The sequence below is a fragment of the Caballeronia sp. LZ008 genome (assembly GCF_031451435.1).
In the GTDB taxonomy this organism is placed as follows: domain Bacteria; phylum Pseudomonadota; class Gammaproteobacteria; order Burkholderiales; family Burkholderiaceae; genus Caballeronia; species Caballeronia zhejiangensis.
On the sequence record NZ_JARUXK010000005.1, the window covers coordinates 77,010 to 102,892 of the forward strand.

The 25,883-nt window shown below is 59.1% G+C and carries 22 protein-coding genes and 3 pseudogenes; 18 read left to right on the forward strand and 7 right to left on the reverse strand.

Features of this window, described 5'->3' with window-relative positions; all coding sequences use genetic code 11:
- Nucleotides 1-3 precede the first annotated feature (3 nt).
- Nucleotides 4-525: a CinA family protein gene (locus QCE49_RS34655; RefSeq protein WP_409017620.1), complete on the forward strand. Its 522-nt coding sequence runs from the start codon at nucleotides 4-6 to the stop codon at nucleotides 523-525.
- Nucleotides 494-1,096 (forward strand): annotated as a pseudogene (locus tag QCE49_RS32110) (IS21 family transposase); the annotation flags it as partial. The gene QCE49_RS34655 and the pseudogene QCE49_RS32110, both read left to right, overlap by 32 nt.
- 111 nt (nucleotides 1,097-1,207) lie before the next feature.
- On the opposite strand, the gene QCE49_RS32115 reads toward QCE49_RS32110, so the two are convergent.
- A complete protein-coding gene (locus QCE49_RS32115) occupies nucleotides 1,208-2,038 on the reverse strand; it encodes a tyrosine-type recombinase/integrase (protein WP_309806777.1) in 831 nt (276 codons plus the stop codon).
- 101 nt (nucleotides 2,039-2,139) lie between these two features.
- Here QCE49_RS32115 and istA point away from each other — a divergent pair, with 101 nt between their 5' ends.
- Together istA and istB (QCE49_RS32125) are read left to right on the forward strand one after the other, a co-directional pair.
- On the forward strand, nucleotides 2,140-3,666 hold the full coding sequence (gene istA / locus QCE49_RS32120; RefSeq protein ID WP_309806835.1) for an IS21 family transposase: 1,527 nt from the start codon (nucleotides 2,140-2,142) through the stop codon (nucleotides 3,664-3,666).
- A 2-nt stretch (nucleotides 3,667-3,668) separates the two neighbouring features.
- Nucleotides 3,669-4,457 (forward strand): IS21-like element helper ATPase IstB, encoded by a 789-nt coding sequence (istB, locus tag QCE49_RS32125; RefSeq protein WP_034472196.1) that lies wholly within the window; start codon nucleotides 3,669-3,671, stop codon nucleotides 4,455-4,457.
- Between the two features lie 19 nt (nucleotides 4,458-4,476).
- Here the strand turns inward: istB (QCE49_RS32125) and QCE49_RS32130 are convergent, their stop codons facing one another.
- Genes QCE49_RS32130 through QCE49_RS32140 form a run of 3 tightly spaced genes read right to left on the reverse strand, consistent with a single transcriptional unit; the run spans nucleotide 4,477 to nucleotide 7,084 of the window.
- Nucleotides 4,477-4,836, reverse strand: coding sequence for a site-specific integrase (locus tag QCE49_RS32130; protein ID WP_309806778.1), 360 nt, complete (start codon nucleotides 4,834-4,836; stop codon nucleotides 4,477-4,479).
- Nucleotides 4,833-5,825, reverse strand: a complete 993-nt coding sequence (locus QCE49_RS32135; RefSeq protein WP_309806779.1) for a tyrosine-type recombinase/integrase — start codon at nucleotides 5,823-5,825, stop codon at nucleotides 4,833-4,835. The genes QCE49_RS32130 and QCE49_RS32135 overlap by 4 nt, the downstream gene beginning before the upstream one ends.
- Nucleotides 5,822-7,084, reverse strand: coding sequence for a site-specific integrase (locus QCE49_RS32140; protein WP_309806780.1), 1,263 nt, complete (start codon nucleotides 7,082-7,084; stop codon nucleotides 5,822-5,824). Before QCE49_RS32140 ends, QCE49_RS32135 begins: the two co-directional genes overlap by 4 nt.
- Before the next feature lie 130 nt (nucleotides 7,085-7,214).
- Between QCE49_RS32140 and QCE49_RS32145 the strand changes: the two are divergent.
- The 5 genes and pseudogenes from QCE49_RS32145 to QCE49_RS32165 all read left to right on the forward strand — a co-directional run.
- Nucleotides 7,215-8,120: pseudogene (locus tag QCE49_RS32145) on the forward strand (Mu transposase domain-containing protein); the annotation flags it as partial.
- 12 nt (nucleotides 8,121-8,132) lie between these two features.
- Nucleotides 8,133-8,900 carry an IS21-like element helper ATPase IstB gene (istB, locus tag QCE49_RS32150; RefSeq protein WP_008344574.1) on the forward strand — a complete coding sequence of 256 codons (768 nt, stop codon included), beginning with the start codon at nucleotides 8,133-8,135 and terminating at the stop codon, nucleotides 8,898-8,900.
- Nucleotides 8,901-8,938: 38 nt separating this feature from the next.
- Complete coding sequence (locus QCE49_RS32155) at nucleotides 8,939-9,196, forward strand: CinA family protein (protein ID WP_409017621.1); 258 nt, start codon at nucleotides 8,939-8,941, stop codon at nucleotides 9,194-9,196.
- Nucleotides 9,197-9,217: 21 nt separating this feature from the next.
- On the forward strand, nucleotides 9,218-10,063 hold the full coding sequence (gene nadE, locus QCE49_RS32160; protein WP_309806781.1) for an ammonia-dependent NAD(+) synthetase: 846 nt from the start codon (nucleotides 9,218-9,220) through the stop codon (nucleotides 10,061-10,063).
- Nucleotides 10,064-10,267: 204 nt separating this feature from the next.
- On the forward strand, nucleotides 10,268-10,759 hold the full coding sequence (locus QCE49_RS32165) for a YetF domain-containing protein (protein WP_309806782.1): 492 nt from the start codon (nucleotides 10,268-10,270) through the stop codon (nucleotides 10,757-10,759).
- 817 nt (nucleotides 10,760-11,576) lie between these two features.
- On the opposite strand, the gene QCE49_RS32170 is transcribed toward QCE49_RS32165, so the two are convergent.
- On the reverse strand, nucleotides 11,577-12,674 hold the full coding sequence (locus QCE49_RS32170; protein ID WP_309806836.1) for an IS5 family transposase: 1,098 nt from the start codon (nucleotides 12,672-12,674) through the stop codon (nucleotides 11,577-11,579).
- Nucleotides 12,675-13,533: 859 nt separating this feature from the next.
- Here QCE49_RS32170 and QCE49_RS32175 point away from each other — a divergent pair.
- The 8 genes and pseudogenes from QCE49_RS32175 (at nucleotide 13,534) to QCE49_RS32210 (ending at nucleotide 20,684) form a co-directional block, all read left to right on the forward strand.
- Complete coding sequence (locus QCE49_RS32175) at nucleotides 13,534-14,178, forward strand: hypothetical protein (RefSeq protein ID WP_309806783.1); 645 nt, start codon at nucleotides 13,534-13,536, stop codon at nucleotides 14,176-14,178.
- 310 nt (nucleotides 14,179-14,488) lie between these two features.
- Nucleotides 14,489-14,693 (forward strand): annotated as a pseudogene (locus QCE49_RS32180) (phage integrase family protein); the annotation flags it as partial.
- A 33-nt stretch (nucleotides 14,694-14,726) separates the two neighbouring features.
- A complete protein-coding gene (locus tag QCE49_RS32185) occupies nucleotides 14,727-16,166 on the forward strand; it encodes a tyrosine-type recombinase/integrase (protein WP_309806837.1) in 1,440 nt (479 codons plus the stop codon).
- 83 nt (nucleotides 16,167-16,249) lie between these two features.
- Complete coding sequence (locus QCE49_RS32190; RefSeq protein WP_309806784.1) at nucleotides 16,250-16,573, forward strand: hypothetical protein; 324 nt, start codon at nucleotides 16,250-16,252, stop codon at nucleotides 16,571-16,573.
- Nucleotides 16,574-16,684: 111 nt separating this feature from the next.
- Nucleotides 16,685-17,773: a hypothetical protein gene (locus tag QCE49_RS32195; protein ID WP_309806785.1), complete on the forward strand. Its 1,089-nt coding sequence runs from the start codon at nucleotides 16,685-16,687 to the stop codon at nucleotides 17,771-17,773.
- Nucleotides 17,774-17,832: 59 nt separating this feature from the next.
- Entirely contained in the window at nucleotides 17,833-18,030 is a 198-nt protein-coding gene (locus QCE49_RS32200) for a hypothetical protein (RefSeq protein ID WP_309789557.1), read from the forward strand.
- Nucleotides 18,017-19,603 carry an Eco57I restriction-modification methylase domain-containing protein gene (locus QCE49_RS32205; protein WP_309806786.1) on the forward strand — a complete coding sequence of 529 codons (1,587 nt, stop codon included), beginning with the start codon at nucleotides 18,017-18,019 and terminating at the stop codon, nucleotides 19,601-19,603. Before QCE49_RS32200 ends, QCE49_RS32205 begins: the two co-directional genes overlap by 14 nt.
- A 157-nt stretch (nucleotides 19,604-19,760) precedes the next feature.
- Nucleotides 19,761-20,684, forward strand: coding sequence for a XamI family restriction endonuclease (locus QCE49_RS32210; RefSeq protein WP_309806787.1), 924 nt, complete (start codon nucleotides 19,761-19,763; stop codon nucleotides 20,682-20,684).
- A 94-nt stretch (nucleotides 20,685-20,778) separates the two neighbouring features.
- Here the strand turns inward: QCE49_RS32210 and QCE49_RS32215 are convergent, their stop codons facing one another.
- Nucleotides 20,779-21,804, reverse strand: a complete 1,026-nt coding sequence (locus tag QCE49_RS32215; RefSeq protein ID WP_309806788.1) for a P63C domain-containing protein — start codon at nucleotides 21,802-21,804, stop codon at nucleotides 20,779-20,781.
- Nucleotides 21,805-22,237: 433 nt separating this feature from the next.
- Here QCE49_RS32215 and QCE49_RS32220 point away from each other — a divergent pair, with 433 nt between their 5' ends.
- Nucleotides 22,238-24,064 carry an ATP-binding protein gene (locus tag QCE49_RS32220; RefSeq protein WP_309806789.1) on the forward strand — a complete coding sequence of 609 codons (1,827 nt, stop codon included), beginning with the start codon at nucleotides 22,238-22,240 and terminating at the stop codon, nucleotides 24,062-24,064.
- A gap of 799 nt (nucleotides 24,065-24,863) precedes the next feature.
- Here the strand turns inward: QCE49_RS32220 and lhpH are convergent.
- The gene (gene lhpH / locus QCE49_RS32225; protein ID WP_309806790.1) at nucleotides 24,864-25,871 is read right to left on the reverse strand and encodes a trans-3-hydroxy-L-proline dehydratase; all 1,008 of its coding nucleotides are present in this window, start codon (nucleotides 25,869-25,871) and stop codon (nucleotides 24,864-24,866) included.
- Between the last annotated feature and the right edge of the window lie 12 nt (nucleotides 25,872-25,883).

Below are 25,883 nucleotides of genomic sequence, written 5' to 3' on the forward strand. Positions count from 1 at the left end.
TCTATGGACGTTCCCGAAAATGCTGTCGCATTCCTAAGCGCCCGCGGCCTGAAGCTGGCAACGGCCGAGTCCTGCACGGCGGGCTACATTGCGTCGCTGGTGTCATCGGTCCCAGGAAGCGGAAGTTGTCTCGATGTCGGCTTTGTAACCTATTCTCCAAGCGGAAAGGCGGGCTTTCTCGGTGTGCAAGAGGAAACGATGAAGCAGTTCGGACTCACCAGTGAGGAGGTGGCCCGCGAAATGTCAGAGGGTGCCCTCAAACAGGAGGCCTGTTGCGCTGACGTGGCCGTCTCAAATACCGGTGTGCGTATTTCGGACGAAGGTGACCGGCCGTTTCGGGATCGTGACCGGCGATTTCGGCAACGTGACCGACCGTTTCGGGAACGTGACCGGACGGACCGGAGGACAGGACTGGCGTTGCGCATGACATCAACCACGCGAGCTATGCTCGCCGGCTTTTGCCGGAGAGAGCATGCCCGCGCACCGGATGAACATGCGCATGATCAAGGACGTTTTACGACTTAAGTTCGACGGCGGTTTCTCGCATGATCGAATCGCCGCGTCGCTGGGCATTTCCAAGGGCGTGGTCACGAAGTACGTCGGACTGGCGGGTGCCGCCGGGCTGGATTGGGCCAGCGCCTGTGATATGGACGAAGGCGAGCTCGAGCGACGGCTTCTTGGCAAGCCCACCGGACCCGCGGCCTATGCACAGCCCGACTACGGTCGCATACATCAAGAGCTGCGCCGCAAGGGCGTGACGCTGACGTTGTTGTGGGAGGAATATCAGGCGGAGTTCGCGAATCGGAAGACTTACCGTTACACGCAGTTCTGCGAGCACTATAAGGCGTTCGCAAAACGGCTGAAGCGCTCGATGCGGCAGATCCACCGTGCTGGTGAGAAGCTATTCGTCGACTTCGCCGGTCCCACATTGCCGTTGACCACGGGGCGTCGCGCGCACATCTTCGTGGCCGCCATGGGCGCATCGAGCTATACATTCGCATGTGCCACGCCGGCCGAGACGATGGAGGACTGGCTGAGTGGTATCGCCCGCGCGCTAACCTTCTACGGCGGCGTTCCACAACTGATCGTGCCGGATTTTGTTCCCGGGAACAAAATCCGGCTTCTGTGCCCGCTGGCGTTATGTGGCGGCGAGCGCGGTGTTCCCTTGCTGAGGCGGCGGGGAGCGAATATTTGAGCACATAATTTGCTACAGCGAATTGAGCCATTCGAGGAGGGTTTTGTCGTCCTTCCAGGCGGTACGAGCTCGGGATTCCGTCGAAATACCAGAATTCACCGAACAGGCTGCCAATGCTTGAGCCTTGGCCTTTAACGTTAGCTCTGCGTATCGATTTGTAGTATCCACGCTGACGTGTCCGAGCCAGCCACGGATCACATTGATTTCGACACCGGATTCCAGAAGGTGGACCGCGGCGGTGTGGCGAAACAGGTGCGGGCTGACTCGCCGAGGCTGTGGGATATCCGTGTCCCACAATGCAGCATGTCGTCGAACGATCTTGTAGATACCGAAGCGAGTCAGGGGACGGATTCGTCCTGCACAGAAGACGTAGCCGTCAGGCAACGTATGCTGCTCTGTGAGCAGTTGCTGAAGACCCTTAACCGTCTCTTCCCAGAGTGGGCAGATGCGCCACTTATCGCCTTTTCCGTGCAGATGAACCTTGGCTGGAGCGACGAAATCGAGATGTTCCATGCGAAGATCGGCGACCTCTTGTACACGGGCACCGGTGTTGTACAGAAAGAGCAATAGGATTCGATCTCGGAGTGCAAAGCGCCCCTGCTTTGGAAGAGAGCGAAACAGTGCTGTCACCTCATCATCCGCGAGATAGTGGGTGTCAGGCAATGCTGTCCGCTTGACAGGGATCGCGGCGATGCGCTGGCAGGCTGCAAGCATCTCCGGCACTCGCTGTGAACTTTCGCCGTTAAGGAGCCAAACCGTTTTCGGCATAAAGGCGCCGGGGACTTTTCGGCGTTTAGGCGCCACAAGTCTTTCGGCGTATAGGCGCCAGTAGATTTTCGCCATAAAGGCGCCACTGGCGTCTGAGTCGGGCGCTCGAACTTCGCCAACCGCTACCCTCGTGGCACGCATTTGCTCCGGAGGGTGGCTTGAAGAGGAAGTTCGAGATGTACCAATATCGACAGGTTCTGGTGCGAATGCGCCAGGGTGACTCCGACCGGGATATCGACCGCTCGAAGATCATGGGCCGTAAGAAGCTGGCAGCCGTACGGGAGATCGCAACCGAGCGGGGGTGGCTTTCTCCTGACAACGCTCTGCCGGATGACGCGCAGCTTGCTTCAGCGTTCAGCCGAAAGGAGTTCCTGCCTGCGAGCTGTATCTCGTCGGCCGAGCCGTGGCGCGAGCAGATTGCGCAGTGGCACGACGCGGGCGTGCCCGGCACGACGATTCACAGCGCGCTGGTGCGCAACCACGGCTACGAGGGAAGCTACTCATCCGTCTACAGGCTACTTCAGCAATTGAAGGCGGAGCTTACGCCGGATGTACCGATGCGGCTGGAGTTCAAACCTGCAGAAGCCGCGCAGGTTGATTTCGGCGCAGGTCCGACCATCACGGACGCGCACACGGGCGACGTCCACAAGACGTGGTTCTTCGTGATGACCTTGTGCTGGTCGCGGCATCAATACGTCGAGTTTGTCCGCGACCAGAGCGTCGACACATGGTTGCTATGTCATCGTCACGCCTTCGAATGGTTCAATGGCGTAGTGGGACGCGTCACCATCGATAACCCCAAGTGTGCCATCGTCAAGGCCTGTATCTACGAACCCGAAGTCCAGCGGGCCTATGCGCAATGCGCCGAAGGGTATTCGTTCAAGATCGATCCGTGTCCGCCGAGGGACCCGGCTAAAAAGGGAATTGTCGAATCGGGCGTCAAATACGTGAAGTCGAGCTTCCTTCCTCTTCGCGAATTTCGTGATCTTGACGACGCCAACCGGCAAGCGCAAGCCTGGGTGATGCAAGAGGCCAGCACCCGGACGCATGGCACGACGCGCGAGGTGCCGCTCAAGCGTTTCGAAGACGTTGAACGGGCGCTGTTGCAGCCGCTTCCCGATGTGCCGCCCGAGCTGGCAACCTGGGCGCGCGTGAAGGTCCATCGCGACGCCCATGTGCAATTCGAGCGCGCCTACTATTCCGTGCCGTTCCGGCTTGCCGGTAAAGAGCTGTGGCTCAAGGCAACCGCCACCATGGTGCAGGTTTACTACGAGCACGAACTGTCAGCATCGCATGTCCGCCAGACTGCGCCAGGAACGCGTAGCACGGTGGCCGATCACATGCCGCCAGCAGCACAGGCCTGGCAACTGCACGACACCCAATGGTGCCTGAGAGAAGCGCAACGTATCGGACCGTCCTGCTACGCGCTTGTTCACGCGCTCTTCGGCGATCAGGTTCTCATCAAGCTGCGCGCCGTACAGGGCGTGCTGCGCTTCGCTCAGCAGTTCGGCGCGTCCCGCCTGGAGGCGGCCTGCCGTCGAGCGAATCACTTCGGTACCCCAAGCTACAAAGCCGTCAAGCTGATCCTGCAGAAAGGCCTTGATCAGTCGTGGCTGTCGACCGAGCCCATTGAATCGGGCGCGAGTACCTACACCCACGGCGGCCGCTTCTGCCGCGATACCCAGACTCTGCTTATCCATTGAACATGAATCCAATTCCCGAACTCACGTCTTCCCTTAAGCAATTGCGACTGTCCGGCATCCTCGACACGCTCGAAGCGCGCAACCGTGAAGCCATCGACCGAAAGCTCGCCTATACCGATTTCCTGACGTTGCTCATCCAGGACGAGATCGCACGGCGCGATCATCGAAAGCTCGACGCCCGCATGCGCCGCGCGAACTTCCGTGGCCAGAAGACACTGGAAGGTTTCGACTTCGACCGGCTGCCCAACCTTAATCGCGCCGTCGTCCATGATCTGGCGACCTGCCGCTTCATCGATGAGAAGGTCAGCGTGCTGATCGCCGGTCCGTGTGGAACGGGTAAAAGCCATCTGGCGCAGGCACTGGGCCACTCCGCCGCCCGGCAAGGTCACGATGTCCTGTTCATGACTCAGACCCGGCTTCTCGGCGCGCTACGCAACGCGCAAGCCGTCGGCTCCTACGACCGGCGCTTCCAGGCGCTTGCCAAGGTACCGCTGCTCATCATTGACGATTTCGGGCTGAAACCCATGCGTACGCCCGAAGATGAAGATTTCCACGATCTGATCGCCGAACGGTACGAACGTACATCCACCGTGCTAACCAGCAATCTTGATTTTACGGAATGGGGTGATGCGTTCGCGACAAACAAAATGCTCGGCGCTGCAACGCTTGATCGTCTGCGACATGCCGCGTACCGCGTCGTGCTCGACGGTGAGAGCTACCGTGTTCCACGCCCGATGCCCGAGAGCAACAAATCAGCACTTGCGAAAGGAGGTAAAAACAAGGATTCTTGATCCCCGTTCGAGCCCCGAATCAGGCGCCTTTCGCTGGCGCCATTACGCCGAAAACACCCGGCCCCTTTACGGCGAAAGGCAACACTCGCAGGGCGAGGTATGAGAAGAAGGTATTCAACGCCGCGCGTCTCTGGTTGCGGGTACGCACAGAATTGCCACGCTGCTGCTCCAGGTACTTCAGAAATGCAAGGACTTGCTCGAAGCCCAGGTCATCGAGGGTCAGAGATGCGATAGAACCGCCGCGTTGCTCGGATACAAAGCACAGGAACAGGCGGACGGTGTCACGATAGCTTCGGATCGAACCTTGGCGCAACCCCTTCTGCACTGGAAGATGATCCGTAAAGAACGACTGTACCAATAGGCCGAGAGATGGTGTCATGATGAGATGACCTCCTGGAGGGTCGCTGCCGCGAATGCCTCGTAACGACGGTTGGCCTGCTCGAGCAGTGCAGGTGTCGTTGACAGATACACCGAGGTGGAGCTCACATCGGCATGGCCCATGAAGGTTGAAAGCGCAAGAAGATTCGCCTGTGGATCAAGGCCGTCGCGGTACCAGCGGGTCAGCACGCCAACAGCGAAGGCGTGGCGTAGATCATGGAGATGCGGATTCGGAACACCCGGTGCAATGTCCAGATGCAGCTTTGGAACCAGAGCATGAAAGGTCTGACTTACGGTGCCGGGACTGACGGGCCGTCCTCCACGCAGGCTAAACAGCGGCGCCTCATCCGAGACTGCGCGCGCGTCGTCCATCTGACGTCGCCGCACATGCTCGTTGAGCAACGCTTCGAGCTTGGGACCGAAGGGAACGAGCCGGCTCTTATAAAACTTCGTTTCCCGAATGATTAGCAGCTGCCGCTCACGGTCAACATCCTTGATACGCAGTCGGCAGGCTTCTCCAACGCGCAATCCGAGCCCATATAGAACAGCAAAAAGAACGAAGTAGGTACTACCCCGTTCAATGGTGCTTCCGTTGTCGGGAAGCGCCTTGGCCAGAGCGAACAGCCTCCTGGCGTCTGCCGTATCAAAGATATACGGCGCCCGGTCATATCTCGATCGACGCGGTGGTGACTGCAAGGGTGTCGCGGCGAGACTGCCGCGATCGACGAGATACGAGAAGAACCGGCCTATCGTGCAACGCAGGTGGTTATAGCTCCTCGGGCGCGATCGTGGACGCGAGAGCAGGAACTCATCCACCAGGGGCGGAGTCACTTCGGAGAGGCGACCAATGCGCTTCTGTAGAAGGTAGGCGTCGAGCAGAACGAGCGTCTTCTGTTCAACATCATAACGCCTTCCCAACGAACGTTTGTGAACGATGAACTGCTCAATATCCGGGCCAAGAAAACTCTGGAAAGATGTGTGGGGTCTCATAGCACATCCTCCCCGTCGCCCTGTGCGACACTGCGAAGTTCCTCGATCGCGACCTTGCCGTAAATCTGGGTGGACGAAATGTTTCGGTGCCCGATATAGTCTCCAATATGCTTAAGTGAAAAATGGGCGTTGAGCAAGTGCTGGACGCAACTGTGGCGCAGTACGTGGGAGCCAGTCCGTGGAACGCTGACACCGGCCTTGCGGATGAAGTAAGCAGCCCGCGACACCACAGCCGCGGACTGGATCGGAGCGAGCGGTGCCGTCATGCGCATGAACACTTCACGATGCGTTGTCGCCGGCCGCCCATTCTTGAGGTAGTCGACGATTGCCGCTCCGGCTACCGCCGACAGCGGGTAAGTGGTCGTATTGCCGGCCTTGCGGTCGCGGATTCTGAAACGCTCGTTGCGCCAGTCAACATCGTCCAGGGTGAGTGCAGCAACTTCACAGGCCCGCAGCCCGTATGTCGCGAGCAGCAACAGCATCGCGTAGTCGCGCTTACCACAGGGCGAACGTCGATCAACGCTCGCCAGGATGCGCTCAACCTGATCCCAGGCGATCGATCGGGGAATGCCTGCGTATCGATACGATTGGGGAAACTCGACCAGCGAACTCAGGTCTCTGGAGACGACTCCTTCACGATACAGGTATCGCAGAAAGACTCGCAGTGTTCCACAGGCATTGCGAAGCGTGGTCCAGGCGACCCGTGGACCATACTCGGTGATGAAGCCGCTGATCACGGTCGGAGACACAGCGCGTAGACCGATGCCGTTGCGATCGAGGTAGGTTGCGAACTGTCGAAGGTGAAAGCGGTACTGGTAAATCGTACGCGGCCGGAGGCCCTTCTCCTCGACAAGGTAAGCGAGGAACTCCGGCGCCTGCCGCTCGAACGGATTCTCTGGCTTATGCGGGCGACCCGGACCAACGTAACCGTCAATTGCCAGTTGCAGCATCTGGCAAACGGGATTGCGTATCTCATGGGCCAACCTGCTTCTTCTGGAGGCGCTCCGTCCACGCCCTCGTCGGCGAATCCAGGCTTGCACAAACGGTTCGACGTGGTCGCTTAGTTGCACGAATTCGTTCGCGCCGTGCGTCTTAGCGAACTCGCCGAATTCGACCAGAACCGGAACGCGATGCAGCACGCTGCGGGGTGTGTAGCCGTGCTCTGCCATCCAGTTGACGTACTGCTCGATCGCTGGAGCGACCCACGAAGCCCGGATGCGATCAACGCTTGCGGGACGAACATAGTAGTTCTCGAGCATGACAATCTCCCAAGGAAAGTGGGAAGATCAACATGCCACGACGACTCGTTATGTTGCCAGTGAGGCAACAAAACGGCCCACGGTCGCTACTTTAAAAAGAAGGGCCACATAACGCCAGCGGGCACAGAAGCCGGACAACCCGCGCGCGATGATCGCCGACCCCGATCGCTATGAGCCTCGCGCCGGCGACACCGTGCTGGACTTCGCGCGTCACTACGGCACCTCATTTCTGCCTGCACGCGTTTATCGCCCCCAGGATAAGCCGAAGGTTGAAGTGGCGGTTCAGGTGGTCGAACGTTGGATCATGGCGCGCCTGCGTCATCGCCAGTTCGAGTCGGTCCAGTCGGTGGACGACGCGATCCGCCCGCTACTGAAGAACTTGAACGAGCGCCCGTTTCAGAAGCTGCCTGGATGCCGCGCCAGCGCGTTCACCGAATTAGACGCGCCGGCCCTACAGCCACTGCCGGTGCAGCCGTATGAGCTCGCGCGGTTCAAGGCAGTAACGGTCGGCATCGACTACCACATCGAGATCGATAAACATCGCTACAGCGTTCCCCACGCGCTTGTGGGACTCAAGCTCGATGCGCGCATCACAGCGGGTGCTGTCGAGTTGTTGCATCGCGGTCGCCGTGTGGCCAGCCATGCTCGCAATGATCGCGTAGGAGGCTACACCACCGTCGTCGAGCACATGCCGGCGGCACACCGCGCCCATCTCGAATGGACTCCGCAGCGGCTTATCCACTGGGGTCAGCAGATTGGCGGCGCCACCGGCGCGCTCGTCGCGCGGCTTCTGCAGGAACAGCGCCATCCCGAGCACGGCTATCGGGCATGCCTTGGCTTGCTCTCGCTCTCACGTCGCTATGGTCGCGACCGTCTCGAGGCGGCGTGCGCGTTGGCGCTCGAATTGGGTGTACATCGGTACCGCCACGTGCGCGACATCCTCATCAACAACCGCGACCGCGCGGCAGCGACCACGCCTGTCGAATGGGTCAGTCCAAGTCACGCGCATGTGCGCGGCCCCAGCTACTACCAATAAGGAGAACCCGCCATGATGATGCAACAAACCTTGACGCAACTACGCACCCTGAAGCTGGATGGGTTCGCTGACGGATTGGAAGAGCAACTGACGCAGCCCGGCACGGCGGCTCTGAGCTTCGAGGAACGCCTGTCTTTGCTGGTCGACCGGGAAGCAAGTTGGCGCGATGATCGTCGCCGCACCCGACTGCTCAAGCAAGCGCGCCTGAAGTATCCCCAGGCCGCCATCGAAGATCTCGACACTCGCGCTGGTCGAGGCGTGGACCCGCGTTCGCTCACGAGCCTCGCTCTCGGCGACTGGGTCGAATCGGGATACAGCCTGCTCATTAGCGGCCCAACCGGCGCCGGTAAATCATGGCTCGCTTGCGCCCTCGCGCAGTATGCCTGCCGACGCGGGCACTCCGCGTTGTACCTACGTGTGCCGCGCCTCGGCGAGGAACTGCGCGTCCTCCACGGCAACGGCGGCTTCACCAAATGGTTGCTGCAGGTTGCTCGCGTTGATGTTCTTCTGCTGGACGATTGGGGAATGGCTCCGCTCGATGCGATGGTCCGAAACGATTTGCTCGAGATGATTGACGACCGATCTGCCGGCAAAGCCACGATCGTGACCAGCCAGCTACCAATCGAACACTGGCATGGCTGGATAGGCGACGAGACGATCGCCGACGCAATGCTAGATCGCCTTATGCAGCGTCATCACCGCATCAAACTGACGGGCGAATCTCTCAGAAAACCATCTCCGCAACCCAGCGGGCTCGAACCAGAACTCGACCAAAACTAGCGAGGAAATCTACAATCGAAACCGCGCAACGCCCGACCTTGCCGAATCGGTCACGTTCCCGAAATCGGCGGTCACGTTCGCCGAAATACGCAGGTGTCGCCGACTCACCTCCAGATGGCGGTCCGCCTGCAGGCACGCAGTGCTTTGCGTGGTCCTACAAGCGTGGCGGCGATCAGGTCACGACTTTCAGCGAGACGAAAAAATTTGAGGGCGAGCGTAATGAGATTCGGAGCGCTGCGGCGCGCTATGCCCTATCGCGCATCGCGCACTACTTCGAGAAATCGACGATAAGCTGAACTTTGAACGCGGAGGCTACGATGCAGCAGACGCAGAAGGATTGGCGGCAGTGGCAGGCCCATGTCATCCAGACGCTTGGGGTGAGCAGGGACTTCGATTTTGACCATGAACGCGAGAAACGTATCGCGTTCCTGTCCGATTATCTGAGTTCCCAAGGGCTACGAACTTACGTGCTCGGCATCAGCGGTGGTGTGGACTCGTCCACAGCGGGTCGCCTGGCGCAGCTGAGCGTCGAGCGGCTTCGCGCCCGCGGCTATGAAGCGCGTTTTGTGGCAGTGAGACTGCCATACGGGGTTCAGCGGGACGAACAAGACGCGCGGCTCGCTTTGGAATTCATCGGCCCGGACGAGACGCTGGCCGTCAATGTCAAACAGCCATCGGATGAAATGCTGTTGGCATTGGAAGAGGGCGGCGCCCAATATGCCGACCATTTCGACGAAGACTTCGTTCTGGGTAACATTAAGGCGCGCCAGCGAATGATTGCGCAATATGCGATCGCCGGCGCAAGGCGCGGTGTCGTGATCGGTACTGATCACGCCGCGGAATCGCTAATGGGCTTTTTCACGAAGTTCGGCGATGGCGGTGCCGACGTCCTGCCTCTTTCCGGGCTCACAAAGCGGCGAGTGCGAGCGCTGGCCCGATCCATGGGCGCGGATGAACGACTTGTGATGAAGGTGCCCACGGCCGATCTCGAGTCACTCACGCCCCAGCGACCGGACGAGGACAGCTATGGCATCAGCTATGAAAATATCGACGACTTTCTCGAAGGAAAGGAGGTGAGCGACGACATTTTGACTACGATAAACCGATTTTACACGGCGACACAACATAAGCGTTCATTGCCGGTCGAAGTTCCAGGCGGCTGAATCGGCAGCGCTGCTCGACAAGCCGGTGCGGCCCGACTTCTCGCGTCTGCTCGGCAATACTGCATCAGACGGGCGCCGTCGAACCCGCACAGAGGCAAGCATTCTCTGCCACGTGCGATAGGCCGCAGTGCTTCGATTCACTCTAGAAGCACGCGCGGCCGGCCTTGAACCGGCATCATCGGGGTGCGGTCACAAGGAGAAAAAATGGATGCACTCGTCGCAGTATTTGGAGAAGGAAAGGACCTTTATCCGTGGCAAATGGGTGCCCGAGCGCTTGCCGTATTTTTTGCTGCGCTCATTCTTATTCGAATTTCCGGCCGCCGCTCGTTCGGACAACGCTCACCGTTTGATTATGTCGTCGCCATCCTGCTCGGCGCCACACTAAGCCGGGCGATAGTCGGTGCTTCGCCGGCGATCCCGACGCTTGTCGCTTCCCTGGTTATCGTCCTGATTCACCGCGTGCTAGGGTGGCTGTGCGTGCGCTACCCAAGGCTCGAGTCATTTCTCGTTGGCGGGACGAGAATCGTGTATCGCAATGGCCATTTTGATCAGGCGCAGTTGTCCGCGGGCCTGACCACGCCGACCGACGTCTTCGAGACCGTACGCCAAGACTTGCACGCCCCCGACTTGCACGATGTCGAGGCCGCCATTCTCGAGCGCAATGGCCAGATCAGCATTATCGTCAAAAAGCGGTAGCTCGGGAGACCATATGGCCGCCCCTTACTCGAATGCAGCGCATTTGCCTGGCAGAGCGCAAGCAGGCCTCGCGGTCGAAAGCGACACATATAACGTTGGCCGGGCTTTCAACAGACCTCGCGTGATTCGCCTCTCGCAATGTAGGCGTCACGAAAGGCTGACCGGGCGGATTGGTTCTGTCCTTGGGTGCGTTGCTTTGCACCTGAACTAAACTAATTGCTGGCTTCACAGCACGGCGCAAGCAACCAGCGGAATTGAAGATGCCTTCGAAGAAGAGCTGAAAATCTCGCCGCTGCTTACTTGCCCCTCCTCTCAGAGCGCGCTGGCAAGCTGGCGCCGACCGACGGTTCGCACGATGAGATTGATCGTGGTCTCGATGAGGTTCGGCAAAAGCGCAAGGATCACCGACGAACCTCACTACATTTCTTCGGGGTGGTCTATAGCTTTCCCGGAAATCGAGAGTTATCGTCGCAAGCGGTGTGTTGCTGCCGACACGAACTGAACCGAATGCCGATACATGATGATCCAGGCGTATCGTTCGCGGCGCAATCGCGGGGCGATGTGCAGGTCAGCTCTATATTGACGCGAACCGCTCCGCAGCCGAGCTGGCCAACCGCTCTCCAACTGAAGGTCCGGATGGTTCACGAAAGTGGCCGACCTAGCAGGCTGCTGAAGTACACCCGAGTTAAAGAGGCCACGCTCCAATTACGCGACTCTCGTCGCAAGATTTTTCGCTTTGTGCAGATTCAATGCGAATTCAACGTCCCTTCAAGCGTTTTGAGGCCAATTCCTGGCCTCATTTCCGCGTTTTCCGTCACTACGGACGGACTTGTGCCAAGGATCGCAGGCGCACGAGGTTGTATGCGGCCATGTTCAACACGAACATCTGATCCACCTTCTTTAACCCGCGCACCATTGCCTGGCGCATACGTCCCACGGTCTTCGCCCATCCAAAGCCTTGTTCGATCAGCTTTCGCTTTTGCTGGGAAATGGCGTAGCCCGCGCTCGAGGCAATCGTATCGGCCACCGCCGAACGCCGCCCCGAGGTGTTTTGCGCTACGTGCGGTGTGACCTTCATCTCGTGGCAGGCCTCGATGAATTCCCGTGCGTCGTAACCCTTGTCCGCGCCCAACGTGATCTCTGCGCCCGCATCCTGTAGTGCTTGCCGCGCGTCGTTGATCATGATCTTGGCCGCTTCACGCTCAGCATGCCCGTCAGCGCGTGTCACGCGCGCGTTGACCACCAGACCGTGCCGGTTATCGGTCAGCGTATGGCCCATGTATCGCAATTCGCTGCCCGTCTTGCCTTTCCGGTAGAGCCGCGCATCAGGATCGGTACTGGACTGATGCGTCTCGTTGCTGCGCTTCCTACCTTTAAAGTCGCCCGCGCTGCTGCCTTCGTCATCCTGATCGTCATCGTCCTTGCGAACGAAGCTCTTGTGTCCCGCCCACGCCTGGATCAGCGTGCCGTCTACGCTGAAGTGCTCGCCCGAAAGCAGATCCTTCTTCTGAGCGATGGCCACCACTTCGTTGAAGAATTCGATCACGGCGTCGTGCTTGATCAACCGCTCGCGGTTCTTCGTGAAGACCGTGGGCACCCACACCATGTCATCCATTGCCAGGCCGATGAACCAACGAAACAGGAGGTTGTATTGCACCTGCTCCATCAATTGCCGCTCCGAGCGGATGCTGTAGAGCACCTGGATCAGCATCGCCCGCAACAGCTTCTCCGGCGCGATGCTCGGCCGCCCGCCCTTTATGTCGGCTTCGTACATGCCGGCGAACAGCCGATCCATCTTCGCGAGTGCTTCGTTCGCCATGACGCGAATCGCACGCAGCGGATGTGACGGCGGAATGAAGTCGTCCAGCTTGCGCATGGAAAACAGACTCTCGGTGAATGTGTCGGCGCCGCGCATAATCTTCATCGGGTAACTGGGCTCCTTCTATCAACGCTTCACGAACGCTGCGCGATGACGCGTTTCAGCGGTACTTCCGCAGCCTGCTAGAGCCCTCAATATCTCGGGTTCCCGCTGCGTCAACGTCATTATCGGTGCCGGAACGGCGCGGGCGCGCGGCCCCTTCGCTCAGAGGTTTTCCCGCGCAAATTTTTGCTACCTCACGGACGGTATCGACACACGTGCCATTCAGCATCACGTTCGCGCCCGGCTTCTGCGAGCGGGAACCGACGCTTCTCAGCATCGAAGACCTGCTATTCCGTTGCGGGCGGTGCTTGTTTGCCCGCGCCGCTTCGGGTGGCGTCGCCCGGCGTGACTGCCTGACTGCCGCCAGACGATTTCTGCTGGTGGCGCGAGCGCTACCCGCTGAGCCGCCAGCCGCCGCCCGGCGTGCGAGGCTGCATTCCACGGCCGATTCTTGACCGCTGACACGTCCGCTCACCTGTCCCGCGTCGACCGGCGTGCCTTCGCTTGCGCTTGCCTCGCCGGTCGTTCCAGTTCCTACCGCGTAAACCGCACCGCTAAGCCAACCACAAGCGTGCAAAGGCATGGATTCATATCTTGGGTTTCATGGCATCTCCACCATGAGTAGTCGCACCTTGAGGCTTTTTTGTCTCCTGGCAAGCGATGTGCCACGCTGAACGAGCGCGACAAATCTTTCTCCTTAACTGCGCGCGCCAACTTGTCCTTGCATTGGACGGACTCTCGACGATTAATAATAACTATTGAAAATGCCAAGCCTGTTAATGTCTATTATCGGGATGGCGTTTCCGGCGTAGAATGGGCCGTTTCCGATTTACCTGAGAGAGGGCAGGGGCCCGTGGAGCAAGACTTTGCGGCGGGTGACGACGATTTCGACGATCAGGACCGGCTCGGCCGGCGCCGCGCGTCCGATCGTCGTCAGCAGCGTTATTACGATCACGATGATTCGAGCCGGTGGCCCAATGAGGCGCCGACCGCCGCGGTTGCGCGCGTGGTGCTGGCCGTTGACGCGGCGATCAGGCTCAGGCGCCGTGCGGCCGCCGTGTGGCTGACCGCGCACGGCGATGCGGTACCGCTTTTGCCGGTGAGACCGTCCCGCCTCGAGCTGGCGGTGGTGATCGCGCTCGCGGAAACCTATGGCGCCGCACTCAGCGCGGCGCCGCGCTTCCTGCCGGTGCTCGACTCCATCGCGGACGATGGCGCGGTGAAATTGGTGCAGCGGGTGATGTACGGCGCACGACCGACGACCCATTTCGAGGTCAGCGCGTACGCCGCGGAAAACGCGCGTCTGGCGGAGCTGCTGCGCGAGGCGCGGCCGGCTTTCGAGTTTCTCTGCGCGACCTGGCCCGAGGTATTCATGGGGCAGGCGAGCGAGGCGCTCGCCCAGCTCGGCTTGCCGCGGCTGCGTGCACCGGCGCCGCCGTCAATCAACGAAGGAAGAGCCAGTCGCGAGGAGCCTGGTGAGGAGGGTGGCGATGCCTGAGCGCGCCTCCTCGCCCCCGGAAAAGCTCACCGAGACCCTCACCCTCGAGCGGCGCTACACGACCAAGGATTTCACGGCGCTGCGCGCCTACGTGCAGCGCATTCCGCCGGCGGTGATTGCTCGCACCTACTACGATCCCGACGAGGATGCGCACGCGGCGACGCCCGGCGCGATGGAGCGGCATCTCACCGCGATGCTCGACGCGCTGGTGACGCTCGCGCTGGCGCACGGCTCGACCGCGCTCGCCGATCACCTTTGCGCGTCGATCCGGCAGCACGGGCGGCCGCTGCTCACCGCGGTGACGTTCCGCATGGTGACCGACGCCGCGCAGTTGGCGGCCCTGCCGCCGCAGGCCGATCATCCGATCGGCGCCTGGCTGCGTCCGCGTGTAGCGCGCCGGCTGAAAGGCGAGGGGCTGGCCACGCTCGGCGACTTGGTCGCGTTCTGCCCGGCGCGGCGGCAGCTGGTGGCGCTCGATTCCGCGCATCGGACCGGGCCGGGCCCGCGCGATCGTCAGCTGGTTACGAAAGCAGCAGGGCACGCTTCAATTGACGGTCGAAGCGGACGTCGACTCCGTCGAGCAAGCGGGCGTGCCGCTGGTCGCGGCCGAACTGGTCGAGGTCAGGCCGGCGACGAAGGTGACAGAAAGCGGCCCGAGCAGCGGTTCAAGCGGGGGCCTGAGTTCTGAAAATCGACTGACGCTGGCGCCGCTCGAGCGGCTCGCCGTGCCGTACGCGCTGTCCGACGCCCGCGGCGAAAATCGCTCGGCCGCCTTTTGTTATATCCATGCGAACCACGACCTTGATGCGGTGCGGGCGTATTTGAATCGCTATCGCGATCAACCCAAAACGCTGCGGGCGTACACCAAGGAGCTCGAGCGCTTCCTGTTGTGGGCAGTCGTGCTGAGGGGCAAGGCGCTCAGTGATTTGCGGATCGACGACTGTGAGGCGTACAAGGACTTCCTCAAAAACCCCGATGCGCGCTTCGTCGGGGAACGCTTCGCGCGGCACTCGCCGCGCTGGCGACCGTTTGCCTCCACTGCGAGCGGCTCGGCCGAGCTGTCACCCGATTCCCAGCGCTACGCGGTCCGGGCGCTCCGTTCGGCGTTCGCGTGGTGGGTCGATGTGCGCTATCTCGCCGGCAATCCATGGAAGGCCGTCAACGATCCGGTGGTGATCAAGCGGGAGCGGGCGATCAAGATCGAGCGCGCCTTACCGGCTGAGCTGTGGCGCAAGGTCCGCGGAGAACTCGATGCGCGGTCGGCCGAAGCGGGGGGCGTGCAGAGCCGCGAATCAGCGTCCGGCGTGCAGTGGCGCGCCGTGCGGGCGGCGATTCTGTTGATGGGCGATTCGGGCCTGCGTCGCGAAGAAGCGGCGAGCGCCCGGCGCGAACATCTGCGTCCGTCATCGTACGGGACGCTCGAGCGACCGGTATGGGAGCTGACGATCGTTGGGAAAGGGCAGCGGGAGCGCACGGTGCCGGTCAGTGCGGCGACGCTCGCGGCGTTGCGCGCTCACTGGGCGGACCGGGCTAAAGACGGCTGGGCTCAAGATTTCGACGGCGCGGCCGAAGAAGGCACTCAGAGCGGGCCGTTGCTGGCGCCGATTATCATTCCCTGGACGCAGGCGTCACGCCGGCGCCATCGAACCGGGCAGGGGGGTGATCGGCAATACGGGAATGAGGCGGGCTACACCGCGGATGGACTGAACCGGCTGATTAGTCGAACGGTCACCGAACTGGTTGAGACGATGGACAACTTGAGCCTCGATGAGCGGCGGCAGCTCGGACAGGCAAACGCGCACGCCCTACGACACACTTTCGCGTCCCATTCGGTTGCCGATGATGTCCCGGTCGACGTCGTGCAGAAGGTCTTGGGGCATGCCTCGCTGCAAACGACGACGCTCTATGTCCACGCCGAAAAGCAGCGCGTGGTCGAAGAAGTGGCTCGCTACTATGCCGGCGTCGCCGCGCATAAGACGGGGCAATGAGACGCGCATCCATTGCTGCACGCGTCTCTGACGAAATTTAATCGCTTTCCGGCGCGTCCCGCGTCGGAATACAGGAAAACACCATGACGGACAAAGAACTTAACTTGCGCGCGGGACTGGCCGCGTTTTCCGATGCGGACCGGGTCGTTCCGGTGAACCTCGATGAGTTCGATCCGCTGAACTCCCGCGACGATCTAATCAAGTTGCTGGTCGAGACGGGGATCTCGTTTTCCCGTCCGCGCGAGGGCGTTATCGCTGCCGAGATTAGCGAGAGCAGCTTTGAGGTGGCGATTCAAGGCGATGCCGTTGCCGCCGCGGCACGAGCCGCATGCGAACTCGCGGCGAGCTGGATTGACGACGACGATGTGAAGGCTTGGAACATTGCGACAGGACGGTTTGCACGCTGACAAAAAGTCGCGCCGATACGGTATGGCTCTCGAAAAATGGATCTGGAGTGTGACCGCTCAATTTGCCACGATGGCCATAGAACGCACAAGCCGATAAGTTAGAGGTTGAAGATGAAGCGTATCGCGAGAGACCCCGGAAAGTTTGAACCTCTTAATCTTTTCACCGCCATCGGCCGTGAAGCAGGATATCGCCTAGGCAGCGAGGCTCATTATCACCACTTCATCAATGCGGTCGAGAAGTCACTCAAAGCTTCCCAAGCCAACCTCAACATGCTGCACGGGAAGCGTATCGAAGCTCTATTCGCGCACGTAGCGGGCGCGCTCGGGCGGTGTCTGATGGTGAAAGCAGAGGATGCCGGCGATATCTTCGTTGCTGACGGGGAAGTGAAGATCCCTGATTACCGGCTAGTGCTTCGGGATCGGAGCCAGCTACTGGTCGAGGTCAAGAACTGTCACGGCGACGGTATCGAGCGGCCGTTCTCGTTAAAACGCGACTATGTCGACCAGTTGGATCGATACGCGGACATGAACGGGGCGTCGTTGAAGTTTGCCGTCTTTTTCTCAAGCTGGCGCAGTTGGTGCCTATTGTCGCGGCAGTCTTCCCAGGAAGAAGACGATGACCTCATCATTACCTTCCCGAACGCTATGGCAAGGAATGAGATGTCCTCGATCGGGGATGTGGTGATCGCAACCTTGCCGGAACTAAAAATTGAATTGCTCGCTGATCCTGCGGAGGCGCATGCGGTCGACAAACGTGGCCGGGCGCGGTTCATCATCCGCAGCGCCAAATTATTTTGCGCCGGCAAAGAGATTGTCGATTCTGCCGAGCAAGAGATCGCTTTTAGGCTGATGCGGTCAGGGAAGTGGCCTGACACCAGTGAGGCCATCGTCGAAGATGGAAAGCTGCTTGGCGTCATCATCACGGCACGGCCGGAGACGACCCATGAAGGGCAGCACTTCGAGATAATCGGCCATCTGAGCTCTCTGGTGACCTCAGCTTATGCAGAAATGACGGTCAAGGATAGACGCCCTATCGCGCTCGATGTCGCGGCCGATCCCGCCGCCTTCGCGCTCTGCATCCCGGAAGACTACCAAAGTGAAGCCTTGCCCCTTTGGCGACTCGTGCAGCAGCCAAATCCGGATTTTCAAGTGGACGGGGATGATGCAGCGGCAGCAAGGGGCCTTGCCACTACAATCTGATCGGTCCTCCCGCATCGAAAAGTTGACAAGCTGTCGACTAGTCGACAAAATCCTGGACCATGAATACCTCATCAAAAAAGCCAGCCCGTCGCAACCGCGTAAAGCCGGAAGACACCCAAATTGTCGGGTTTCGCCTGCCGCAAGCGATGGCGCGCGAGGTGAAAACGGAGGCGTCCCATCGGGGCGTTCTTCTCAAGGATTTATTTGTTGAGCTGTGGGAGCAATACAAACGGCAGCGAAAAGATGAAAGAAATTAGAACGGAGCAGGACCTGGTCGCGATCTCCGCCGCGCTGATCGGCTCCGCAACGATGCTGTCCAAAGACGAAGCCGCGCTCCTAAAGCGTGTGGCGAAACGGGTCGTCGACGCGCAGCTGATCGCGTCCGTCCGCGCCCGGATTGAGGACGGCGAAGATCCTCTCGGCGATGCGTTCTCCGGAATTCGATCGCCTGAAGAACGCCGCAGCCAGGGTGCAACGTACACGCCTTTGTCCATTATCCAATCGATGGTTAATTGGGCGGCGTCGACGTCTTCGCCCGCTCGGATCGTCGATCCAGGAGCTGGCAGCGGCCGCTTCCTCTTGGAGGCCGGCGAACGGTTTAAGAAAGCGAAGCTGATCGGGATCGAGATGGACCCGCTGGCGGCGCTTATGCTGCGCGCAAATTTGGCGGTGCGTGGCCTGGAGAAGCGGTCGACCGTCATCGTCGACGACTATCGGCAGGCGTTGCTTCCGGCCGTCAAAGGGCAAAGTCTGTTTATCGGAAATCCGCCCTATGTGCGACACCACAATATCGGCACGGCTTGGAAAGACTGGTTCGGGGATGCCGCTGCAGAATTTGGAGTCAAGGCGAGCAAGCTGGCCGGCCTGCACATTCATTTCTTCGTCAGAACGTTGCAGCTGGCGAAGGATGGCGACGTGGGCGCGTTCATTACGTCGTCTGAATGGCTCGACGTGAACTACGGTTCAGCCCTTCGATCGCTTCTGGCAAAAGAGTTGGGCGGCGTCGGCCTGCATATTCTTAATCCGAAAGCGATGCCGTTCTCCGACGCTACGACGACGGGCGCTATTGCCTGCTTCAATGTCGGCCGCCGACCGGAAACGCTGAAGGTGCGTGAGGTCGAAACGCTTTCGAGCCTGAACTGCCTTTCTGCAGGAAACGAAATGCCGTGGGACGTCGTGTCCCAATCGAAACGCTGGTCGACGATCATCCGGCCGAGCGCTGCGGTGCCAGCCGGCTATATCGAGCTGGGCGAACTGTGTCGTGTGCATCGCGGCCAGGTGACAGGTGGAAATGCCGTCTGGATAGCGGGGCAAAACGTATCGGGAATGCCCGCGTCTGTGCTGAAAGCGACGATCACCAAGGCAAAGGATCTGCTCAATGCTGGCGAGGTTTTGAAGGATGCGTCCGCCCTGCGCAAAGTCATCGACCTGCCGGCCGATCTCGACGAGCTCGACGATCCTGAAGAATTGAAGGCCGTCCGCCGTTTTCTGAAATGGGCGAAGCAACATGGCGCCGATCAATCCTATATCGCGCAGCATCGTCGCGCCTGGTGGGCTGTGGGCCTGAAAGAGCCCGCGCCGATTATCTGTACCTACATGGCCCGGCGCGCGCCGGCCTTCGTGAGAAATTTATGTGGGGCGCGGCATATCAACATCGCGCATGGCGTCTATCCGCGCCAGGCGCTTGATGATAAAACTCTGGATCGCCTGGGCGCGTGGCTTCGTGAGAACGTTAAAGTCGAGAGCGGCCGCACCTATGCGGGTGGGCTGACGAAGTTTGAGCCCAAAGAAGTTGAACGCATCCTCATCCCAAAGGAACAATTCATTTAATCGACGATTGCTTGGCCGCTTGGCCGCGAGAGGCGCTGGACCAAGTCGTCGCTTTCCCGCACAATAACGGCTCCATAAAGGGGGCGGCCGAAGCCGGCGGACTCATAAGTGAGAGCCGAAGGATTGAAGCGGACACGGTCCCGGCTAGAGAGTTCGAATGACGTCATCACCGCAGAAATGGACCGTGCAGCAGCTAAGAGACGACGCAGAAACCGCGACGATCGCATTCCGCAGAGAACGGTTGGACGAACCCCTCGAACTTTATTCCCAGCATTTCAAGACATTTTCCGGCATCTTCGCGAAGATTGTCGATCGCTTGCCCGAGCTGAAAGAGCCGCAGCTTGATGTGAACGTGATCGCCGATTTAATGCGGGATGGCGATTCACGCCGCGCATTTTGTTATCTGACGGCGCCGCCGATCTCAGAGGATGATCTCAAGACGCTTGCCGAGGCGTCGCTTGCACCAGGCACATTGAAGTCGAACCCGGACAGCGCGACGCGCATCCGCGACATCGTATTTCGGATCCTCGATCCGCATCGCTTCCCGTGGATCGAAGAAAATCGCAATCCGCTGCCCGAGGAGCGGGCGGCAGCGATCGTGGCATCGTCCGCTCTGGTAGCCGCGCGGAAGGTTGAGACGTTCCGCCGCAATGACGCCAAGGATCGGCAGGAAAACAAAGTCAAAGACCTTTTATTGTCGATCGGTTTCGAGCAGATCAAAAAACATGACATCCCCAACTCGTCTCGTGCCCCGAAGCCAGGACAGTTTATGGGCGAGACCCCACTAGCCGGCGCGAGAGCCGATGTTGTAGCAACGCTGCGTGATGGCCGGATAATGGCAATCGAGTGCAAAGTCTCAAATTCGTCCGTGAACTCTTACAAGAGGATCGTTCACGACACCGGCGGGAAAGCGACAATCTGGCATCGCGAAATTGGCCGCGCTAACTTGATCGCGGCGGCCGTTATGAATGGTGTTTTCAGCCCCACCAACCTTGAGATCGTGCAGAATGACAAGGAAGTGGCTTTGTTTTGGGATCATCGCCTCGACGACCTGAAAGCCTTCGTCGAGGCTGCGAAGTAGGCAGTCATTCCGCCGCGATAACAATGGCTCGAGAAAGTGAAGTAAGACGCTCCCGCCATTTGAGGTGAGGCCTTCCCACCTTCTTTAACGTCGATTATTGCTTGCTTAATCTCAACGGTTCAGTGTCGAACGGCAATTGAAGAGTACTATTCAATTTAGGAAATGCTATATCGAGCTTTTGGGTGAAATCTTCCCATGTCGTGGATATGCGCATGAGAGCTTTCACGCCTTCGAGCAGTTCGCGAAGGCGGGGCTTTCCCTCTTCGGGCGTAAGGTATTGCGTCAGCTTTTGTGTCGGCCGACCGTTGGCGTTGCGACGTACTCGATCGTGAAGGGCCGGCCTAACTCCCGGTGCGAGTCGATCGTAGATGTCGTTTGTCCAATGACCGATGACGCCCGGCCGTGCAGTCTTTGCCGGATCGAAATTCCAGCCGTTGAGCCGATAAATGTGTCGATAAAAATCAACGTCGAACATTTTGACCCAAGGCAAGGCGTCTTTGCGGACGTGTTGCTCGATAATCTTAAGGATCGCATTACGCTTGCGGAGATCCTCGAAGCCAGTCGCCTGGTCGATAAGATCTTCGATGGCATAGTTGGTAAGGGCTTTCAACAATGCCCTGCATGCCTGGCCGATATGCATTTGGCTTGGCAGCAGTTGTGCGGCGGTCATCGCATCCTGATAGACCCAGCAGACGCCAGGAAGCAAACCGGCACGATACCCGAAAGCCCTTCCTTCATAGCCGGGCCCTCGCAGTGGCGCAAATTCAAGCGGCGTCATAGAGGCCAGCAACTCATCAGAAACGAACGGCTCTAAGTTTTTGGCGCGAAGGAAAGCGGGCTTTCCGTCAATCGAGGCGCCTTCTCCTCCTTTCGCCTTACCTGCACGTCCGATAGCGTTAAGAAAACCTTCCTGCGTAAGAACACGCGTATTGTCGGCATCGTCCAACACAGCGCACGGAAGCCTGAGGTCGCCCATCTGAAGGTAGCCCTCTGCGATAGCTTTCGGAAACGCTTTTCCATGACGGGCAAGTGCCGCATTCCGGGCAATGGCGCTTCGTTCCTGTGGCGTTAAAGCTTTGGCCCGCGCAACGCCACCCGACACTTTCGATTCATCTTTCATCGCAAACCCCGTGCTTGCATGTAAATGATGCAAGCATAGCTTGCTTGCATTATCTGTGCAAGCAAGGCAAATGCTAAAGATGGTGCACGTATGCCCCCGGGACCGCCGTCGCTGTCCGCAACGGCATTTTTTCGCGGAGTTCTTCGAAGGCACGCCACGGGATGAGTCTCAGGTCCTGTCGAGGGTTGGGGTGGGCCACGCACTTAGTCACGCCGTGCTCCAGCCTAGGGCGCATTTCCTCGGGATTCCCAGCTTCTGTGGCAATTCTGACACACCGTGCCTTTCATCGTAACAATGGGTATTCTTTCGTTCGTACTATCCGGGCAGACTGCAGAGGAACATCCGCTAGACAGCTAATCGAACCTGTCAGTCGTGGTTCACATGCGCCACGGCACAGGAAGCAACAAACACATTGATATAACGATAAACTAGAATGAGACTAAAATCGGTTTCAATTAAAAACTTTCGTTGCTACCGCGAAGAAGTAACGGTTGCAATTGGCGACCTGACCACTTTTGTCGGCAAAAACGATATTGGCAAATCTTCGGCGCTTGAAGCACTGGAAATTTTCTTTAATAACGAGACGGTGAAGCTCGAGCAAGGCGATGCGAATATCTACAACGTTGGAAACCAGTTGGTGACCATCACCTGCGAATTCTTTGACTTGCCGCCGAAGCTGACGCTTGACGCCGGCGCGGAAACTTCCCTGGCGTCAGAATACCTGCTTTCCGCCGCCGGCACGTTGAAGATTCGGAAAGTGTTCGACTGCAGTAAAAAGACTCCTTCCGCCGAGGTCTTTCTTCTCGCGAACCATCCGACTGCCGCTGGCGTCGCAGATCTACTCGATCTGAAGGAGAGAGACCTTCAGAAGCGCGTCCAGGACCAGAAGCTCGACGTGGCGCTTAAAGGCAATCCAGGTATGCGGCAAGCCCTGTGGCAGGCTGCGTCGGATCTTCAACTGCAGGAGGTCGAGTTGCCTGTCACTAAACCAAAGGAAGACAGCAAGCGTATCTGGGATCAACTTGAGACGTATCTGCCGATGTTCGCGCTCTTCCAAAGTGATCGCAGCAGCCGCGATTCGGATGGTGAGGTGCAAAACCCGATGAAAGCGGCCGTAGCCGCCGCAATCGCGGAAGTGCAGGACGATATCAACCGCATCCAGGCAAAGGTTAAAGAAAAGGCCGAACTGATCGCCAAGAGCACTCACGACGCGTTGAAGACGATCGACCCGAACCTCGCCAAAGAACTGACGCCGCAGTTCACGCCGCCGTCGGCGACCAAATGGACAGGCTTATTTTCGGTCGGCATGGACACGGACGACGGGATTCCACTTAACAAGCGAGGCAGCGGCGTGCGACGCCTCGTGCTGGTCAGTTTTTTCAAGGCCGAAGCGGAGCGCCGGGTTCGAACAAGCGTCAGCCGCAGCATCATCTACGGGATCGAGGAGCCGGAGACCGCGCAACATCCGAACAATCAGCGCATCCTTATCGAGTCTTTCAAAGCACTGGCTGCCGAGCCAGGTTGCCAAGTCCTTCTAACGACGCATAGTCCAGGCTTCGCGTCGGAACTACCGACCGACAGCATCCGGTTCGTTACGCGCGACGTTGCTCTCAAGCCGGTCATTCTAGAGGGCGTAAATGTCTTTGGACAAGTTGCCGAAACACTTGGCGTAGTTCCCGACAGCCGAGTGAGAGTGCTGCTTTGCGTGGAGGGGCCAACGGACATCATCGCCCTGAAATATCTCAGCCGCGCGCTACATGTCGCTGACGCGTCCATTCCCGATCTGACGACGGACGAGCGCATCGCCTTCGTACCATTAGGCGGATCGACGCTGAAACATTGGGTGAACGACCATTACTTGAAGCCGCTCAACCGCAGGGAAGTACATATTTACGATCGCGATGTTGCGGATTATGCGAACTGGGTGAACGAGGTCAATCAGCGCACCGACGGGTCATGGGCCGTTCAGACCGCGAAGTACGAAATCGAGTGCTACCTGCACGCCGACGCCATCAAGGAGGCCTTCGGCGTAGAAATTGTCGTTGGCGATAAGCCGGACGACGATGGAAATGCCGTCCCGAAACTTTTCGCGAAGGCGTTTTCCGCGCAGCAGAAGTACGACGGGACTATGAAAGACAATCTAGCCAAGCTTCGCCTTGCGAATAGAGCATTCCCGCTGATGACGGCAGCCCGCCTGGCACAACGCGATCCCGCGGCAGAGGTCGAAGGTTGGTTTCGTCGCATTGCTGGAATGCTTTGACGTTAGCCGTTTCAGGACTGTGGCTGGCGCAAAAGCGCCAGCTTTAAAAAGGCGCATCGCTTTTGACGGCGTGAACAGGAACGTTGACGTGTCTGGATGAAACAGCGAACTATCAAAGCTCTCTTTCAACTACCAATATCCTCGTCTTGGACCCGCTTGACATAATGCCGTCATATCTATTGTGTCGCAGTACTTATAAATGAAAACACCGTCTACCATTAAAGCTAATCCTGATAGTACGAGTTATCAGGATTAGAGTGCGTGGTTCCGGTGTGAGATCTCGGACGTCGCCGGGCGGGTCGCCTTAAGCTCTTACGATCTCAGGATCGGTTCTCATCGCATTTGTCGCCGGAAGTCACTTGACGAGTCTAACAAGTCACCGAGCGATCGGTCATATACTGCCGGCAGTTTGCTTCCCCACCATCGCGTTGCCGCTTCATCGAAGCGGGCAGGGGTCGCCAGATTAACTGGCCGTAGCGGGCAATCGATTGCTCGCGCCGGTCGAGTCGATTAAGTCCATCAATGCGCGCGCGACGGCCAAACGCGCGGGTAGAAGATCCCGCCTTTCGGCTTATGAGTCATCCAGTTCCTGCACAACTTGACGCGAGCAAACTCCCGTTGACCATCGCCCGGCAACACTGGCGTGCCCGGGGACTGGATTCAGCCCACGTCAAGCAAATCACTAACGGCCTGTGCTGTGCGACAACACAAGCCTTTAGGTCCGCACTCGAACAGCAAAAAAAAAGCGCGGAATGCTGGGTCGCAGCTTTCCGCGCTAACTGGTACCACTAGGAGCCGGTTATCGAACGAGGAACCCGTACGTCAGCGGGTCACGCTCGTCCACAATCCATTGCCCAAAGCCACAGATGTAGGCGTTCCCTTCGACTTCGGGGATGACCGCTTTGAAATCACCAACGATCGTCTCGCTGAGCACGCGTCCTTTGAAGACGGTACCGATGATGGACTCATTCACGAGCGTGTGGTCTTTGCTTAGTTCGCCACGAAGGTAAAGCTGAGCGACGCGGCCGCCGGTGCCCGAGCCAGTCGGTGAGCGGTCCACTTCCCGGTCCGCAAAGACGCAACAGTTCGCTTGCGTAGAGCCTTCATGCCGCGGCTTGTTGGCAACGATGGTTCCGTAGATGTGGTTGATTTCCGGGATGTCGGGATGTTCGACCGGATAGGCGTTGTTCGCAGCTTGCTTGACCTCAGCCCCGAATTTAATGAGCTCTTCGACGGAGGACTCGCGAACTTCGAGCCCGTGAGGTGCACCGTCGGTATAGAAGTAGAAAGCGCCACCGAAAGCGATATCACCCTTGACTGCACCGAACGACGGCGTCTCGACAGTGACGTCGCGCTTCCAGATGAAGGAAGGAACGTTCACGAACCGAACGTTACCGGCATGCTCACCGTCCCATTGAACGAACGCTTCGATGAAGCCGCAAGGAGCATCGATGCCAATGCGTGTCTCGGGAATTTGTCGCTGGACCCAGCCCAGCTCGACCGCGGCGGTAGAGAGCGCTATAACACCGTGCCCGCAGTGGTCACTGTAGCCCTCGTTGTGGAGGAAAATGATTCCAAAGTCGGCCGTCGGACTAATCGGCTCAGTCAGATATCCGCCGTACATGTCGGCGTGGCCGCGTGGCTCGAACATCAACGCAGTACGGATTTCGTCGGCATTCTCCTTCAACCATGCGCGACGTTTCACGATAGTGTCGCCGGGTAGACGAGGAAGTCCGCTCGTCACGATACGGAACGCCTCTCCGCCGGTATGGACTTCAACAGTCGAAATGGTGCGAGTGATTTTCATGTGCTCTTCGTC

Bases quoted from the DNA above. Each gene is read 5' to 3' on its own strand.
- QCE49_RS32170 (WP_309806836.1), bottom strand. From the start codon at position 12,674: ATGCGCGGCGCCGACACATTCACCGAGAGTCTGTTTTCCATGCGCAAG.
- QCE49_RS32140 (WP_309806780.1), bottom strand. From the start codon at position 7,084: ATGCTCGAGAACTACTATGTTCGTCCCGCAAGCGTTGATCGCATCCGG.
- istB (WP_034472196.1), top strand. From the start codon at position 3,669: ATGAATCCAATTCCCGAACTCACGTCTTCCCTTAAGCAATTGCGACTG.
- QCE49_RS32130 (WP_309806778.1), bottom strand. From the start codon at position 4,836: ATGACACCATCTCTCGGCCTATTGGTACAGTCGTTCTTTACGGATCAT.
- QCE49_RS32210 (WP_309806787.1), top strand. From the start codon at position 19,761: ATGACGTCATCACCGCAGAAATGGACCGTGCAGCAGCTAAGAGACGAC.
- istB (WP_008344574.1), top strand. From the start codon at position 8,133: ATGATGATGCAACAAACCTTGACGCAACTACGCACCCTGAAGCTGGAT.
- QCE49_RS32165 (WP_309806782.1), top strand. From the start codon at position 10,268: ATGGATGCACTCGTCGCAGTATTTGGAGAAGGAAAGGACCTTTATCCG.
- QCE49_RS32190 (WP_309806784.1), top strand. From the start codon at position 16,250: ATGACGGACAAAGAACTTAACTTGCGCGCGGGACTGGCCGCGTTTTCC.
- QCE49_RS32195 (WP_309806785.1), top strand. From the start codon at position 16,685: ATGAAGCGTATCGCGAGAGACCCCGGAAAGTTTGAACCTCTTAATCTT.
- QCE49_RS32215 (WP_309806788.1), bottom strand. From the start codon at position 21,804: ATGAAAGATGAATCGAAAGTGTCGGGTGGCGTTGCGCGGGCCAAAGCT.
- nadE (WP_309806781.1), top strand. From the start codon at position 9,218: ATGCAGCAGACGCAGAAGGATTGGCGGCAGTGGCAGGCCCATGTCATC.
- QCE49_RS32200 (WP_309789557.1), top strand. From the start codon at position 17,833: ATGAATACCTCATCAAAAAAGCCAGCCCGTCGCAACCGCGTAAAGCCG.
- QCE49_RS32135 (WP_309806779.1), bottom strand. From the start codon at position 5,825: ATGAGACCCCACACATCTTTCCAGAGTTTTCTTGGCCCGGATATTGAG.
- QCE49_RS32115 (WP_309806777.1), bottom strand. From the start codon at position 2,038: ATGGCGAAAATCTACTGGCGCCTATACGCCGAAAGACTTGTGGCGCCT.
- QCE49_RS32205 (WP_309806786.1), top strand. From the start codon at position 18,017: ATGAAAGAAATTAGAACGGAGCAGGACCTGGTCGCGATCTCCGCCGCG.
- QCE49_RS32220 (WP_309806789.1), top strand. From the start codon at position 22,238: ATGAGACTAAAATCGGTTTCAATTAAAAACTTTCGTTGCTACCGCGAA.
- istA (WP_309806835.1), top strand. From the start codon at position 2,140: ATGTACCAATATCGACAGGTTCTGGTGCGAATGCGCCAGGGTGACTCC.
- lhpH (WP_309806790.1), bottom strand. From the start codon at position 25,871: ATGAAAATCACTCGCACCATTTCGACTGTTGAAGTCCATACCGGCGGA.
- QCE49_RS34655 (WP_409017620.1), top strand. From the start codon at position 4: ATGGACGTTCCCGAAAATGCTGTCGCATTCCTAAGCGCCCGCGGCCTG.